Origin of the sequence: Comamonas halotolerans, assembly GCF_030162935.1 — a bacterium.
Taxonomy (GTDB): domain Bacteria; phylum Pseudomonadota; class Gammaproteobacteria; order Burkholderiales; family Burkholderiaceae_C; genus Comamonas; species Comamonas halotolerans.
The window spans coordinates 452,250-467,201 of sequence record NZ_JASAUZ010000001.1; the positions used below are offsets into that span (position 1 = coordinate 452,250).

At 55.7% G+C, this 14,952-nt stretch carries 13 protein-coding genes; all 13 read right to left on the reverse strand.

Annotated elements, in window-relative coordinates; all coding sequences use genetic code 11:
- Positions 1–2: 2 nt before the first annotated feature.
- The 13 genes from mraY to QEP11_RS02150 all read right to left on the reverse strand — a co-directional run bounded on the left by mraY (position 3) and on the right by QEP11_RS02150 (position 14,945).
- On the reverse strand, positions 3–1,181 hold the full coding sequence (gene mraY / locus QEP11_RS02090; RefSeq protein WP_284334916.1) for a phospho-N-acetylmuramoyl-pentapeptide-transferase: 1,179 nt from the start codon (positions 1,179–1,181) through the stop codon (positions 3–5).
- Entirely contained in the window at positions 1,172–2,569 is a 1,398-nt protein-coding gene (locus tag QEP11_RS02095; RefSeq protein ID WP_284334917.1) for a UDP-N-acetylmuramoyl-tripeptide--D-alanyl-D-alanine ligase, read from the reverse strand. The genes mraY and QEP11_RS02095 overlap by 10 nt, the downstream gene beginning before the upstream one ends.
- Entirely contained in the window at positions 2,569–4,047 is a 1,479-nt protein-coding gene (locus QEP11_RS02100) for a UDP-N-acetylmuramoyl-L-alanyl-D-glutamate--2,6-diaminopimelate ligase (protein ID WP_284335195.1), read from the reverse strand. The genes QEP11_RS02095 and QEP11_RS02100 overlap by 1 nt, the downstream gene beginning before the upstream one ends.
- Positions 4,048–4,064: 17 nt before the next feature.
- Positions 4,065–5,807, reverse strand: a complete 1,743-nt coding sequence (locus QEP11_RS02105; protein ID WP_284334918.1) for a peptidoglycan D,D-transpeptidase FtsI family protein — start codon at positions 5,805–5,807, stop codon at positions 4,065–4,067.
- Entirely contained in the window at positions 5,804–6,085 is a 282-nt protein-coding gene (gene ftsL / locus QEP11_RS02110; protein WP_284334919.1) for a cell division protein FtsL, read from the reverse strand. The genes QEP11_RS02105 and ftsL overlap by 4 nt, the downstream gene beginning before the upstream one ends.
- 40 nt (positions 6,086–6,125) lie before the next feature.
- Positions 6,126–7,055 carry a 16S rRNA (cytosine(1402)-N(4))-methyltransferase RsmH gene (rsmH, locus tag QEP11_RS02115; protein WP_284334920.1) on the reverse strand — a complete coding sequence of 310 codons (930 nt, stop codon included), beginning with the start codon at positions 7,053–7,055 and terminating at the stop codon, positions 6,126–6,128.
- Positions 7,056–7,067: 12 nt separating this feature from the next.
- Positions 7,068–7,496 carry a division/cell wall cluster transcriptional repressor MraZ gene (mraZ, locus tag QEP11_RS02120; RefSeq protein WP_284334921.1) on the reverse strand — a complete coding sequence of 143 codons (429 nt, stop codon included), beginning with the start codon at positions 7,494–7,496 and terminating at the stop codon, positions 7,068–7,070.
- A gap of 321 nt (positions 7,497–7,817) precedes the next feature.
- Positions 7,818–9,134 (reverse strand): ATP-dependent protease ATPase subunit HslU, encoded by a 1,317-nt coding sequence (gene hslU, locus QEP11_RS02125; protein WP_284334922.1) that lies wholly within the window; start codon positions 9,132–9,134, stop codon positions 7,818–7,820.
- Positions 9,135–9,209: 75 nt separating this feature from the next.
- Positions 9,210–9,755, reverse strand: coding sequence for an ATP-dependent protease subunit HslV (hslV, locus tag QEP11_RS02130; protein WP_284334923.1), 546 nt, complete (start codon positions 9,753–9,755; stop codon positions 9,210–9,212).
- Between the two features lie 63 nt (positions 9,756–9,818).
- Entirely contained in the window at positions 9,819–11,498 is a 1,680-nt protein-coding gene (locus QEP11_RS02135) for an STAS domain-containing protein (protein WP_284334924.1), read from the reverse strand.
- Between the two features lie 36 nt (positions 11,499–11,534).
- Positions 11,535–12,245, reverse strand: coding sequence for an RNA polymerase-binding protein DksA (gene dksA / locus QEP11_RS02140; protein ID WP_349816738.1), 711 nt, complete (start codon positions 12,243–12,245; stop codon positions 11,535–11,537).
- Between the two features lie 186 nt (positions 12,246–12,431).
- Positions 12,432–13,532 (reverse strand): CobW family GTP-binding protein, encoded by a 1,101-nt coding sequence (locus tag QEP11_RS02145; RefSeq protein ID WP_284334925.1) that lies wholly within the window; start codon positions 13,530–13,532, stop codon positions 12,432–12,434.
- A 471-nt stretch (positions 13,533–14,003) separates the two neighbouring features.
- The gene (locus QEP11_RS02150) at positions 14,004–14,945 is read right to left on the reverse strand and encodes a tyrosine recombinase XerC (RefSeq protein WP_284334926.1); all 942 of its coding nucleotides are present in this window, start codon (positions 14,943–14,945) and stop codon (positions 14,004–14,006) included.
- Between the last annotated feature and the right edge of the window lie 7 nt (positions 14,946–14,952).

The window sequence follows — 14,952 nt, forward strand, 5'->3', positions numbered from 1 at the left end:
GCTTACCTCAGCTTCAGGGTGGACAGACCGATCAGACACAGCAACATGGTGATGATCCAGAAACGGATCACCACTTGCGTTTCCTTCCAGCCGCTCTTTTCAAAGTGGTGGTGCAAAGGAGCCATCTTGAGCAGACGGCGGCCTTCGCCGTAGCGTTTTTTGGTGTACTTGAACCACACTACCTGCAGCATCACCGACACAGCTTCCGCCACAAAAATGCCGCCCATGATGGCCAGCACAATTTCCTGGCGCACGATCACAGCAATCGTGCCCAACGCGCCCCCCAGCGCCAGCGCGCCTACGTCGCCCATGAAGATTTGTGCCGGATGAGCGTTGAACCACAGAAACGCCAAGCCTGCACCTGCCATGGCGCCGCAGAAGATCATCAACTCGCCCGTACCCGGAATGCTTGGGAAGTGCAGATATTTGGCGTAATTGGCATTCCCCGTCACATAAGCAAAAATACCCAGTGCCGTTCCCACCATGATCACCGGCATGATGGCCAGGCCATCCAGGCCATCGGTCAGGTTGACCGCATTGCTCGCGCCGACTATCACCAGATAGGTCAGAACCACAAACCCCAGCACGCCCAGCGGATAACTGATTTCCTTGAAGAAAGGCACCATCAAGCCCGCTTGCGGAGGAAGCTCCATCGAAAAGCCGGACTGCACCCATGTCACGAACAACTCGAAAGCCCGGCTGTTGGAGTTCTCGGAGATGCTGAAGACCAGCGCCACAGAAGCGATCAGGCCGATCACAGACTGCCAGAAGTATTTCTCTCGCGAGCGCATGCCTTCCGGGTCTTTGTTGACCACCTTGCGCCAGTCATCCACCCAGCCAATGGCGCCAAAGCCCAGGGTCACAAGCAGCACGATCCAGACAAAGCGGTTGCTCAGGTCAAACCACAACAGTGTGGACACCGCAATGGCGAACAGAATCAATACCCCGCCCATGGTGGGCGTGCCATTTTTCACCAAATGGGTCTGCATGGCGTAGCCACGCACAGGTTGCCCCATCTTCAATGCTGTCAGCATGCGGATGGCCTTGGGACCAACGTACAAGCCAATGGCCAAAGCGGTGACTGCAGCCATCACTGCACGGAACGTGATGTACTGCACCACGCGCAAAAAACTAAAGTCGGGCGACAAACTCTGCAGCCATTCAGCCAAGATCAGCAGCATGTTGCCCCCTCACTGCAGGCGTTTTCCAGCGCCTGCACCACTTGTTCCATCTTCATACTTCTCGAACCTTTGACCAGCACACTGCCGGTCTGGGCCATACGCCCTTGAACCGCAGCAATCAGCGCGGCCATATCATCAAAATGTTGTGCTCCCGGGCCATAAGCAGCCACTGCGTGCTGCATCAATGCGCCCAGTGCAAAAAAAGTCTCAATCCCTGCTTCCTTGGCACTGCAGCCCACTTCGGCATGGAATGCCGGACCTTGGTCACCAACCTCACCCATATCCCCCAGCACCAGCATGCGTGGCGCTGGCAGCTCTGCCAGAACGGCAATCGCCGCTTGCACCGAGTCAGGATTGGCGTTGTAGGTGTCGTCCACCACGTCAATGCGGCGGCCATCGCAGACCACCGCACCGGAGCGTGAACGTCCTTTGACAGGCAGGAAAGTACTCAAACCCTGCGCAATCGCGATCACAGGCACACCTGCTGCCAATGCGCAGGCAGTGGCCGCCAGCGCATTGCGCACGTTGTGGCGGCCAGCAATATGCAGTGCACAGTCAAAATTGCCTTGCGGGGTTTGAACCCGAACTTGCCAAGCGCTTTCCGCCCAAGTGGCAGATACGGCGGTGACATCGGCAAGCGCCTCACCAAAGGTCAGCACCTTGCGCTCACCAGCCAACTCTCGCCACAGGGGGGTATAGGTGTCATCTGACGGAAAAACCACCGAGCCATCCGCAGGCACGTGCGCAAACACGCTGGCGTTTTCTTCGGCCACCGCCTGCACGGTGTGCATGAACTCCTGGTGCTCACGCTGCGCGTTGTTCACCAGTGCCACGGTAGGCTGCGCAATGCGTGCCAGCTCCGTGATTTCTCCGGGATGGTTCATGCCCAGCTCAACGACGCCGATACTGTGTGCCGCCGTCATGCGGAACAGCGTCAGTGGCACACCGATGGCGTTGTTGAAGTTGCCCTGGGTCGCCAAAGCAGCCTCTGCCGCGTGCGCTGCCAAAATGCTGGCAATCATCTGCGTGACCGTGGTCTTGCCATTGCTGCCGGTCACTGCAATCAGCGGCACATTGAACTGGCTGCGCCAGCCCGCAGCCAGCGCGCCCAGAGCCTGCGTGGTATCTGGCACCTCGATGCCTGTCAACCCCAAAGCGTCAAGTCCGCCATGTGCAATCACGGCCGCAGCCAAGCCCTGCGCTTTCACCTGCGGCAAAAACTCATGCGCATCCATGCGCTCACCTTTGAGCGCCACAAACAGGTCGCCTGCTTGCAACGTGCGGCTGTCAGTGTGCACGCGCTGCAGGGGCGTCGCAGCATCACCCACCAACCGAGCTTGCGGTTGGAAGATGCTGATCCACGCCAGTGCCTGTTGCAAAGTCATCATCACTTGCTCTGTCCTTCTCGCTGGCGCAAAGCTGCCAAAGCTTTGTCCATGTCCAAAAATGGGTGCTTCACACCCATGATTTCCTGATAGTCCTCGTGTCCCTTGCCTGCCAGCAGCACCACATCGCGGTCATCGGCTTGCACAATCGCCTGATTGATGGCCTGGGTGCGATCCACTTGCACATGCACGCCTTGCATTTGCATGCCCGCCACAATTTGCGCCACGATGGCGTCTGGCTGTTCGCCACGAGGGTTGTCACTGGTCACCCAAAGCACGTCTGCCTGACGCTGCGCGGCCTGCCCCATCAATGGGCGCTTGGTGGCGTCTCGATTGCCACCACAGCCAAACACACAATGCAACTTGCCGCCACGCGCCTGGGCCACGGGTTGCAGACCTCGAAGCGCTTGCTCCAGGGCGTCGGGGGTATGGGCATAGTCCACCACCACCAAAGGCTGGTTGTGTTGCGCAATTTGCTGCATGCGACCAGGCACGGGTTCCAAATCTGCGCATGCCTGCACGGCATCCGCCAAACTGATACCCAGTGTGCGCAGCGTGGCCAACACACCCAGCATGTTGCTCACGTTGTACTGACCGATGAGCCCGGTTTCCATGGTCAGCATCTGTGTACCTTCCTGCACTTCAAAGCGCAGACCTCGTACACCATGCCGCACATCACGGGCTAGCAAACGCGCGGGAGCATCCACCGCCACCGTCCACACATCCAGCTCGCCACGCGCCAACAGTTCGTTAGCCAGCGTCGCGCCATATGCATCGTCCGTGTTGATCACCGCGGCTTTTAAGCCTTGCCAGGCAAACAGTTTGGCCTTGGCCTGCCAGTAAGCCTGCATGCTGCCGTGGTAGTCCAGATGATCCTGGGTGAAGTTGGTAAAGACAGCGGTATGGATGCTTGTGCCACCCAAACGATGCTCTTCAATGCCAATCGATGAAGCTTCAATGGCGCAAGCCGCAATGCCTTGCTGCACGTAGTCGGCAAACGCGTACTGCAGACACACGGGGTCAGGCGTGGTAAGCCCCGTTGTCACAACATGCGGCGGCACGCCAATACCCAACGTTCCCACCATGGCACAGCCCTTGCGCAGGCCGTCCTGGTAATGGGCCAATGCATGCGCCAGCCACCATGCCGTTGAAGTCTTGCCATTCGTTCCGGTCACTGCCAACACTTGCAGTTGCTGCGATGGAAATCCGCACCATTGCGCAGCAATATCTGCTGTCGCCGCCTTCAATCCCTGGAAACTGGCAACAGGACCTTGCAGAGCAAAGGCCTCCAGGCCTTCGTGTTCGACCAAACAAGCAACAGCTCCACGATCCAAGGCAGATGCAACGTGCTTGCGACCATCGGTGACACCACCAGGCCATGCAATAAAACCATCGCCCGGTTCTACCAAGCGACTGTCGGTACGCAATTGGCCCGTGACACGGGCACGCAGCCAAGCGAATGCTTGCTGCAGATCATTCATGAATTCGGGTGCGCGATTCACAGCGACTCCTCCACTGGGTTGGCGACAATTTGCGGCTGTACCGCCATGTCAGGAGCCACTCCCAAGAGACGCAAACTCTGCTGTACCACCGTGCTGAAGACAGGTGCAGCAACCGCCCCTCCGTAGTAGGTGCCATTGCTCGGCTCATCAACCATCACGGCCACAATCACGCGCGGATTCTCAATCGGCGCCATACCGGTAAACCAAGCGCGGTATTTTCCTGCGGCATAGTTTTTCCCGACTTGCTTGCGCGCAGTGCCCGACTTGCCACCCACGGAATAGCCAACGGTCTGAGCGCGCTGACCTGTTCCTCCTGGGCCTGTCGCCAGTGCCAGCATCTTGCGTACCTGCTCAGCGGTCCGCTCTGAGAACACGGGCACCCCGACTGGCGGCTTATCCAGCTTGAGCATGGTGGCAGGAATCACCTTGCCGCCATTGGAGAACACCGTGTAAGAACGCGCCATCTGCAACAAGCTGGCCGACAAGCCATAGCCATAAGACATCGTGGCCTGCTCGACAGGACGCCATGTCTTATAAGGGCGTAGCCGTCCGCTGGCAGCACCAGGAAAGGCAATTTGCGGTTTTTGACCAAAACCGACAGCTGAGAAGGTTTCCCACATCTCCTGAGCGGTCAGTTGCTGGGAAATTTTGGTCGTACCCACGTTGGAGGATTTTTGGATCACTCCTTCGACCGTTAGCAGGCCATAGTTGCGCGTGTCCGAAATGGTAGAACCCGTCACATTGATGCGGCCCGGCGTGGTATCCACAACCGTCGAAGGCTTGAACTTGCCACTCTCCAGAGCAACGCCCACCGTGATCGGCTTCATGGTTGAGCCTGGCTCGAACACGTCCGTGATCGCCCGGTTGCGCAACTGCTCACCAGTCAAACGCTTGCGGTTGGAAGGATTGAAGCTGGGGTAATTGGCCAGCGCCAGCAACTCGCCAGTCTTGGCATCCATCACCACAACAGTACCGCCCACCGCTTTGTGTTCAATGACCTGCTCTTTGAGCTTCTGATAGGCAAAAAACTGGATCTTGCTGTCAATGGAAAGTTGAATATCCCGTCCATCTATGGGCGGGATCTCCTCGCCCACTCCTTCCACCACACGCCCCATGCGGTCTTTGATGACGCGACGTGAGCCCACCTTGCCTGCCAAATCCTTTTCAAAGGCCAGCTCCATGCCTTCCTGGCCCTTGTCTTCCACATTGGTAAAGCCGACGATATGGGCTGCAGCCTCCCCTTCGGGGTACTGGCGCTTGTATTCACGACTTTGATAGACGCCCTTGATGCCCAGTGCCTTGATTTCCTGTCCCACTTCCCAATCCAGCTGCCGCTTGACCCAGACAAAGCTCTTGTCTTCCGAGAGCTTTTTCTTGAGCTGATCCAGTGGCATCTCCATCAGCTTTGCCAATTGGGGCAACTTGGCCAGATCTTCAGGCGTGTTCTTTTCCACGTCTTCTGGAATCGCCCAGATGCTGGCAGCAGGAACACTGGATGCCAGGATCAGCCCGTTACGGTCCAGAATGCGGCCACGATTGGCAGACAACTCCAGCGTACGTGCAAAACGCACTTCACCCTGGCGCAGGAAAAAGTCGTTGTCGATCACCTGCACCCATGCAGCGCGTGCAGCCAACCCCAGGAATCCAAACACCACACAAGCCATGACAAACTTGCTGCGCCATGCTGGCGTTTTACTTGCCAGCAAAGGGCTGGAGGTGTAATTGAGACCGCGCCTCATTGCACACCTCCCGCAGGCTGTGTGTCACGTACATAGTGGGTAATAGCAGGCGATACACCCTGCAAGCCTTGAGCAACAGCCAAAGCCTCGATACGAGATGGTGAAGACTGCGCACGCAGTTCCACCTGCAAGCGCTGGTACTCAGTCTCCAGATTGCGCGCTTCATTGGTGGCGCGATGCAATTCGGTAAAAAGTCGACGTGAGTCGTACTGGGTTTGCACCAAATACAAACCACTCAACATAACGGCCACCAGCAACAAAAAGTTCAGGCGCAGCATAGGCACCACCTCCCTGTCGGGTGAAACCGTGCGAGGCATCTCATGCAGGCACCTCGGTACGTTGAGCCACACGCATTACCGCACTGCGAGATCGAGGGTTCGCCTCCACTTCCGCTTTACTAGGTTTAATACGCTCCAGGGCCTTCAGGCGCATGGGTTTGGGTGCAGCAAAGGGTGTGCGGCGGTCATAAACCTCTTTGGAGTGCTCCGCAATGAATTGCTTGACGATGCGGTCTTCCAAGGAGTGAAAGCTGATCACGGCCAGACGTCCACCAGGCTTGAGCACCCGCAGGCTGGCCGCCAGCGCCTCCTCCAGCTCCACCAGTTCGGCATTGATGAAAATGCGCAAGGCCTGGAAAGTACGTGTTGCAGGGTTCTGACCAGCTTCACGGGTCTTCACCACCTTCGCAACCAGATTGGACAGCTCGGTCGTTGTTTGCAGCGGACCATGGGCTTCACGATGCGCCACAATCGCTTTGGCGATCGGAAACGCAAACCGCTCTTCGCCATAGTCGCGAATCACATCCGTGATTTGCTGCACTTCGGCATCTGCCAACCACTCTGCCACGCTCTGACCACGCGTGGTGTCCATGCGCATGTCCAAAGGACCATCGAAACGGAAGCTGAAGCCACGGTCGGCCTGATCAATCTGGGGGGAACTCACACCCAGATCCATCAAGATGCCGTCGGCACTGGCCTCTGGCAACTCGCTCATATGGCGAAAACCTTCGTGCCGAATAGAAAAACGGGCGTCTTGTATACGCCCGGCTTCTGCAATCGCCAATGGGTCTTTATCGAAGGCAATCAACCGCCCCTGCGGGCTAAGCTTGGTGAGAATCAATCGGGAATGGCCTCCACGACCAAAGGTTCCATCTACATAGCTGCCGTCCACGGCAGACGCATCATCCCCCAACAAAGCGTCTACCGCTTCATTGAGCAAAACTGTGATGTGTTGGAGGGGCTGGTTCAACGCTCGCCCTTTTCAGAAAGCAAAATCTTGGAATACATCGGGCATGGGCGCTTGCATGGCTTGCGCCTCATGGGCTTCATAAGTGGCTTTGTCCCAGAGCTCAAAGTGATTTCCCATACCAAGCAGGATCACCTCTCTTTCAAGGCCTACCGCTTGGCGCAATTCCGGAGAGACCAGCACGCGACCCGTGCCATCCATGTCTACATCCATGGCATTGCCCAGAAAAATGCGCTTCCACCATTGCGCCTGCATGGGTAATTGACCAATCCGTTCACGGAACAGCAACCACTCAGAGCGTGGAAAGAGCATCAGGCAACCATGCGGGTGCTTGGTGATGGTTATCTGACCTTGTGCTTGCGAAATCAGGGCGTCACGATGCCTGGTCGGTATGGATAACCGTCCCTTTCCATCGAGATTCAGCGAAGAAGCCCCTTGAAACACGATTTGTCACACCCCGTTTGCTTGGGCCTTGAGCGCCTGACTTAGGCGATTAAGGCAACTTTCACCACTTAATTGCACTTTTTTGCACTGTAGCAGCAAATTCAGGGAAAGCCATCAGGGGCAGAACAAACATTTGCAATGAAATCAATAACTTAGAAAGCAAAAAATACCTAAAGAATGACAAAAATTCTTTTCAATTCAAGCACTTAGCCGTTCGTCGGAGGTGCAATCCCGTCCTACATGCCATTTACGATCTTTAGCAAAACAAATCCCCCTGGGTGATCAACGATCACCCAGGGGGAACAGGAAAGAGTCAAGCTGTTACAGGATGTATCTTGACAGATCTTCGTCCTGACTCAGCATCTGCAAGCGTGCATCTACATATGCAGCGTCAATGGTGACGGTTTGACCTGACAGCTTGACTGCATCAAAGCTGACCTCATCGAGCAAACGCTCCATAACGGTCGACAGGCGGCGTGCTCCGATGTTCTCCGTACGCTCATTGACAGTGAATGCAGTATGCGCGAGTCTGGTAATGCCTTCTGCCGTAAACACCAGCTTGACGCCTTCTGTCTCAAGCAGCGCCTGGTACTGCTTGACCAGCGAAGCATGAGTTTGCGTGAGGATGGCTTCAAAGTCTTGAACCGACAAAGACTCCAGCTCCACCCGGATCGGGAAGCGCCCTTGCAACTCAGGGATCAAGTCGCTGGGTTTGGACAAGTGAAATGCACCCGAAGCAATGAACAAGATGTGATCGGTCTTCACCATGCCGTACTTGGTAGATACCGTGGTGCCTTCAACCAAGGGCAACAAATCACGCTGTACCCCTTGACGCGACACATCAGAGCCACTGCTTTCCTGTCGGGTTGCAACCTTGTCGATTTCATCCAGAAAGACAATTCCATTTTGCTCAAGGTTGCTCAGCGCACGGGTTTTCGCTTCTTCTTCATTGACCAGTTTGGCAGCTTCTTCATCCACCAACTGTTTCAAAGCATCCTTGATTTTGAGCTTGCGCGTCTTGCGCCGCTCCTGCCCCATTTGACTGAACATGCCACGCAATTGCTCTGCCATCTCTTCCATGCCTTGAGGGCCGAGAATCTCCAGCTGAGGCTTGGCATCTGCCACTTCGATCTCAATTTCCTTATCGTCCAGTTGCCCTTCACGCAGCTTCTTGCGGAAAATCTGGCGCGTGCTGCTGTCCTCCACCGGCCCATCTGTACGCGCAGTTGGTAACAACACATCCAGAATGCGGTCTTCAGCAGCATCTTCCGCACGCATGCGCTGTTTCTTCATTTCCGCCTCGCGTGCTTGTTTGACTGCAATTTCTGCCAGATCACGGATGATGGAGTCCACGTCCTTGCCCACATAGCCCACCTCGGTGAACTTGGTAGCTTCGACCTTGATAAAGGGCGCATCGGCCAGTCGCGCAAGCCGACGTGCAATCTCGGTCTTGCCCACGCCTGTGGGGCCAATCATCAAAATGTTCTTGGGCGTAATCTCCTGGCGCAGGCTTTCTGCCACCTGCTGGCGGCGCCAGCGATTACGCAGCGCAATTGCCACCGCTCGCTTGGCAGCAGCCTGACCGACGATATGGTTGTCCAGCTCGGAAACGATTTCCTGGGGGGTCATGGAGGACATATTTATTTCAATTAGATAAGCTGCCAGTTTGCGCAACACAAGTGCTGGCAGTCATGAATACTGAATCACCCAGACTTACAAGGTCTCGATGGTGTGGTTCATATTGGTGTAAATGCACAGCTCGCCGGCAATCTCCAGCGACTTCTTGACAATCTGCTCGGCTGACAAGTCGGTATTGTTCAGCAATGCCTTGGCCGCAGAGTGCGCATAGGCACCACCCGAGCCAATCGCCACAATGCCTTGCTCAGGTTCAAGAACATCACCATTGCCTGTGATGATCAGCGACGCGCTGTGGTCTGCCACGGCCAGCATGGCCTCCAGTTTGCGCAAAACCCGGTCGGTACGCCATTCCTTGGTCAGCTCTATGGCTGCGCGCGTCAAATGACCCTGGTGCTTTTCAAGCTTGGCTTCAAAACGTTCAAACAAAGTGAATGCATCGGCCGTGGCACCAGCAAAGCCTGCCAGTACCTTGCCGTGGTAGAGCTTGCGCACCTTACGCGCGGAGCCTTTGACCACGATATGACCCAAGGTGACTTGTCCGTCGCCGCCAATGGCCACTTGTACGCCCTGGGGTGTCTCTCGACGAATGCTGATGATAGTGGTGCCGTGATACTGTTCCATAGCGACTGCAGATGAGGACTACGCGTGCAAATACAAGCGTTCATTCTGCATTTTTTACGCTACTCAGTTGATTGTGGCCTGTACCTGTGCGTGCTCGTGGATCCCGATGACACAGAAAAACACGGCCACCAGCTGGTGCAAATTCGTAAATCTCACCACATAGCCTTGGCTTTGCATGTCTGCCGCCCAGTTCAAAATTCCACCAGCTGCCACAAAATCCAGACGAATCAAGTTGTCACAAGCGACTTCGAGCACTTGTCCCGACTTGGCCTGTGCCGTCAATGCATCCAGCCATGGCTGAGAATCGCCTTCCAGCACCCCTGCCAAGCCTTGCTTGGCAACAGGCGTTGGGGCTGCCACAGTGCCTGGGGTTGCGGGATGCGCTGAGTGCAGTGAAGCTTCTTGCAAAATGGAAACGTCTGCCGCCCCTTCCTCCTGCGCTACACACAGACAGTCAGGCTCCCCCCATGAAGGGGGCGATACCTCATAGGTGATGCAGTAATCCAGGGCCACCTGCTCGTATTCATCCATGCGGTTCAGCAAGCGCAGCACGCTCATGCGCAATGACCACCATTGCTCGGGTTGTGCGCCCTCTCCGACAGGTGTCTGCTGCTCCAGCAGTTGGAGCAACTTACCCACGTCAGACCACAGAAACTGCCCTTGGCTGCTGGCCCATGCATCAAACAATTGAGCCAAGGGCTGCAGTGCAGCCTCCTCTATCGAGGTCAGACGCAACCATGACATGCTCCATGGCTGCGGCGCCTCTTCTTGTGACACACGCAACGCCGCCACAGCACCAGCAGTCAGCACTGAGGGGCAAGACCATTGAAACTGTCGCTTTTTTCCCGCTGCTGGCGCATCACCCGTTAGGGGCGGCAAGCCCAAGCGCTCTGGCATGGAAGACCACAGCGGGGCAGAACGCCCGAAATGCTCTGCATAGTCAATTGCCAAGGGCTCAAATGCCTCTTCATCACCCAGCGCCCTGCACAAATCCAGCGCGGCATGCCACAACACCGCTGCCTTTGTGTCGTTGACTGGCTCAGTACTCAGCGCCTGAAGCAATTGCTCCAGCAAGCGCGCACGTGCCCCATCGATATCTCCGTGAGCAAACAGAATGGCCGCTTCCTCCAGATCGGGGGAAGGCAGAAAGCAAAGCTCAGCAGGCTCTGAAGCTTCCGCTGAAGGCTCTACCTCGACAGGCTCCGGCGCCACTTTAACTGGGCAGACAACGTCAGAGGCAGCGGACAACATATTGGCGGGCGCCATTGGTGGAGGAGCTGGCTGTACGACGCTGTCTTCTCCCAAAACAGGTAAATCGCTGAGTTGGCGGGCATTGAGTTTGCGTGTCAGGGGAGGCTTGTCGCCTTTAACAGCCGCCTGTGCCGGATTTCGCCACCATTGGCCAGACATCTGCGCCTCAATGGCATCAATTTTTTGCAGCGTTTCCGTGCTGCGGGTTTCCTGCCCGAGCATCGACAGCAACTCGTCGTCTTTGCCTGCGTCATCCAGCGGAGACTGCCCACCAACTTCATTGCGATTGCGCAGCAAACGCAATTGGGCAAACTCATGCCGCCGGATAGCCTCATTGCGGCGCTTGCGCACCCAGACCTCTTTAAGGTCATCACTTGCTGCACCCAAACCCTCAAAGTCTGCAGACGATTCGCTGGCAGCTGCTGCATTGCCACGCACCAAATGCATTACCTTGTTGAAAAAACCACCTGATTTTCCACTGTCTGAGTGCATGTGTTTTCTCAGCCGTGCACAAGGCACGGCGCTCCCTCAATCTCCGAACATTTTCTGTTTAAGCTCGCGACGCTGCTGCGCTTCCAAAGACAGCGTGGCAGTGGGGCGAGCCAGCAGGCGAGGAACACCGATGGGTTCCCCGGTTTCATCGCAGTAACCATAGTCTCCCGCGTCGATTCGGGCAATAGCCTGTTCAATCTTCTTGAGCAGTTTGCGCTCACGGTCGCGTGTACGCAACTCCAGCGCATGCTCTTCTTCGATCGTTGCACGATCAGCTGGATCAGGAACCACCACGGTGTCTTCACGCAGGTTTTCTGCGGTTTCACCGGCGTTGTTATGCATGTCTTGCTTGAGCTTGACCAGCTTGGCACGGAAATACGCCATCTGGACATCGTTCATGTAATCGCTGTCATGCATGGCTACGATTTCAGCGTCGGTCAGCTCTTCCACAGGCTTGGTCTTCCAGTTATTGGCAAGCTTGGGATCGCGTTTGGTCACGAAGGGAGTAGGCGCAGAAGTAGTCGTTGGCATAGTTATATGTGAAACGGCCTTGATAACTGATGCGGGTGCAGCAGCGGCCTTGGTTGATTCGGAGGGGACCGTGCGGGATTTACCCCCCGCGCTGGATTTGGCAGCAGCGTTAGATTTGGCTGCAGCTTTCTTGACTGCAGACTTGCCCTTTTGCTCGGTAGCGGAGGCAGCCACTTGGGAGGTGGCTTTTTTCTTACTCGTCTCGGCTGCTGTCACTTCCTGTCTCCTCACAGTACTAGCACGGCCCAGTCGGTTCACCCATCAGGCATGAAGCTACCGGGTTCTCATCAGGGGCGCGATTGTATCGGTCAGATCGTGCTTGGCACTTAAAGTTGCACATAACGCACAGACTTGTCTGGTTAAGCTGTGCTCAACCACAAGCTTTGAAAAGACCTTACGGCTTTATACCAAGCACTGGTCCAGTCCTTGCCTCAATATATCTTGCGGCAAGTCAATACCAATGAAGACCATCTTGCTTTGACGTTTTTCGTCTTCGGCCCAGTCCGGCCCCAGGTCACTGCCCATCAACTGATGTACGCCCTGGAAAATAACCTTGCGGTTGGTGCCCTTCATGTGCAGCACACCTTTGTAACGCAGCATTTTGGGGCCATAGATATTCACGATGGCACCCAGGAAGTCTTCCAGTTTTGCTGGATCAAAGGCTTTATCTGCACGATATACAAAGCTCTTCACATCATCGTCATGATGGTGATGGTGTGGATGGTTGCAGTGTTCTCCATGGGCATGATCATGTCCGCAATGCACATCATGTTCATGGTGAGCATGATCGTGGTCATGCTCACAGTGACCATGGTCGTGGTCACAATGGCTGTGATCGTGATCATCTTCCTTGAGGAAATCTGGGTCTATGTCCAGCTTGGCATTCAAGTTGAAGCCGCGCAGATCAAAAACCTCACTCAGCGGCACATCTCCAAAATGCACAGCCTTGATCGGCGCACGGGGATTCATGTGCTTGAGACGATGGATCAGCGCCTCTTTCTCGTCCTCAGTCACCAGATCGGTTTTGGAAAGGAAAATCTGATCGGCAAACCCCACCTGGCGACGCGCCTCCTGGCGGTCGTCGAGCTGCTGATTGGCATGTTTGGCGTCTACCAATGTCAGGATGGAATCGATCAGATAAGTTTCCGCAATCTCATCATCCATAAAAAAGGTCTGCGCCACAGGGCCAGGGTCGGCCAGGCCAGTGGTTTCAATCACAATACGATCGAACTCCACGAGTCCCTGACGGCGCTTGGCGGCTAACAATTGCAGCGCTTCTCGCAGATCTTCACGAATGGTGCAGCAAATGCAGCCGTTGCTCATCTGCAAAATTTGCTCTTTGGATTCGGTCTTCAGGATGTCGGTATCGATGTTCTCTTCACCAAACTCGTTTTCAATCACAGCGATCTTCATGCCGTGCGACTCGCTGAGCACGCGCTTGAGCAGCGTGGTCTTGCCCGAGCCCAAAAAACCGGTGAGGATGCTGACGGGAATGAGTGCCATAGGAATACAACCTTGTCGCTATGCGCGAGCTGCTGAAAAACAGCTCGCTGATCTGTCAAACAGCGGCGCACAGTTGTAAATGCCTGTACGCCAGAGGCCGAAAGTGTATCCATCCCGACAAGCACATGGAGATATCAGGGTGTACAGATTTCGAACGGTTTTGCATGGGAGCATATATGGAGACTACGCCATAAGCTATCAATATTCATAAACTATCCCTATAGATACAAAAATACGAACCCTGGATAGCAAATCACAGCAACTTTTTTTTCCCTGCAGCCATAAACACAGAAAAGCTCTGTGCTTACTCATGGGAAACAAAGTCATCAATGCTGACAACGACAGATAATCAGCAAGTCACTACTGCGGGCTGCACTCTCGCAGCAGAATATGCTCTGCCGGCGCTCGGAATAGCGAAACGTGCACGTTGGCTTCTAAATCTTGCTTTGCCCCTCAAGGCCAGCACCGTGATCAATCATGCTTTTTGCGCGCTCGAGGGTGAGCTTGCTCGTAAGCCTGCGCCAGATGCTGAAAATCCAGACGCGTATAGATTTGTGTGGTACTGATATTGGCGTGTCCCAGCAGCTCCTGCACGGCACGCAAGTCCCCACTGGACTGCAAGACATGGCTGGCAAAAGAGTGACGCAGCACATGTGGGTGGACAGCAGCAGGCAATCCAGCTTGCTGGCTCCGCTGGCGCAAGCGCAACCAAATGGTTTGTGGCGTAATACGCCCCCCGCGTGCACCCACAAACAAAGCAGGTTCCGACCAATGCGCTGCAAAACGACTCGCCCGCAATTCCAGCCAGCGCAGCAACGCGGCTTTGGCCGGTGCACCCACAGGTACGCTACGTCGTTTTCCGCCTTTTCCGGTCACATGCACCAGCCCAGCTTGCAAATCCAGCCAACCAAGACCTGCACCTGGCTGCACATCCAGACCTGATAGTTCGCTCACCCGCAAACCGCTGCTATAGAGCAGCTCCGTCATGGCGGCATCGCGCGCTTCTTCCCACGGGTCCGTGTTTTTGCTGGTATAGCTGGCTAGTTGGACTGCCTCGTCCACCCCCAGAGCCTTGGGCAAGGGCTTGGACGTCGTCGGAGCACGAATGCCTTCTACCGGATTGCGTTCCACCCAGCCTTGCCAGGCCGCCCATTTAAAAAAGCCACGCCAGCACGACAGACACAGCGCAATGCTGCGCCCATGCCTTCCTTGGGCATGCAAAGCGCCTGCAAATCGCCGGATATGCAGTGGTTGCAAAGCCAGTACATCCTGCCCAGCTTGCGTAGCCATGGCTTGCAACTGCTGCAAGCCGTCGGTGTAAATAGCCACTGTGCGCGGCGCCAGCCGTCGCTCGCCAGCCACATGCTGCAAATAAGCTTGCAGCGGTGCAGCAAGCGTGGCCGTCTCTGCCATGGCCCTA